Origin of the sequence: Streptomyces sp. NPDC127092 (genome assembly GCF_042722475.1) — a bacterium.
GTDB lineage: Bacteria > Actinomycetota > Actinomycetes > Streptomycetales > Streptomycetaceae > Streptomyces.
Genome location: NZ_JBHXFE010000205.1, coordinates 750 through 1,521, shown reverse-complemented (window position 1 = coordinate 1,521; position 772 = coordinate 750). Strand labels below are relative to the sequence as shown.

The window sequence follows — 772 nt, the reverse complement described above, 5'->3', positions numbered from 1 at the left end:
GTACTCGATGGCGCAACCGGGCAACGACTACTGGGTGGGCTCCGGTACATGGATCTGCGTCAAGCCGTGGACCGAATGGGTGCTGCTGTGCATGTACAACCCCGAGGACGGCGAACCGGACACCTCCGAGGCGTCGGTGATCGAACGCGCCCGCGCCACCATCGGCGACGACAGCATCGACATCCGGATCAAGGCCGTCAGCAAGTGGCAGATCAACCACGTCATCGCCGACACCTACCAGAAGGGCCGGGTATTTCTCGCCGGCGACGCCGCCCACCGCCACCCCCCGGCGAACGGGCTCGGCACGAACACCTCCGTGCAGGACGCGTTCAACCTCGCCTGGAAACTCGCCTTCGTCCTCCGCGGGCACGCCAGCCCACACCTGCTCGACAGCTACACCCAGGAACGGCAACCCGTCGGCCAGCAGGTCGTCGACCGCGCGATGACGAGTGTCCGCGACATGCTGCCGATCTCGGAGGCCCTCGGCTTCCGGCCCGGACAGTCCACCGAAGAAGGCTGGGACACGGTCCACGAACTGTTCTCCGACACCGACGCCGGACGCCGGCGACGCACCGAACTCGACGCCGCGGTGCAACTGCAGAACTATCAGTTCAACGCACACGGCGTCGAACTCGGCCAACGGTATCGGTCCGCCGCCGTCGTCGACGACGGCACTCCATTCCCGGATCCGGTCGGCGACCCCGAACTGTATTACCAGCCGACCACCCACCCCGGCGCCCGGCTTCCCCACGCCTGGCTCGAACACCACACC

General features: G+C 67.1%; 1 protein-coding gene. It reads left to right on the top strand.

The genetic code is table 11. From position 1 onward, the window contains the following. On the top strand, window positions 1-772 hold a 772-nt coding region (locus ACFWJO_RS38905), incomplete at both ends, for an FAD-dependent monooxygenase (protein WP_386872946.1).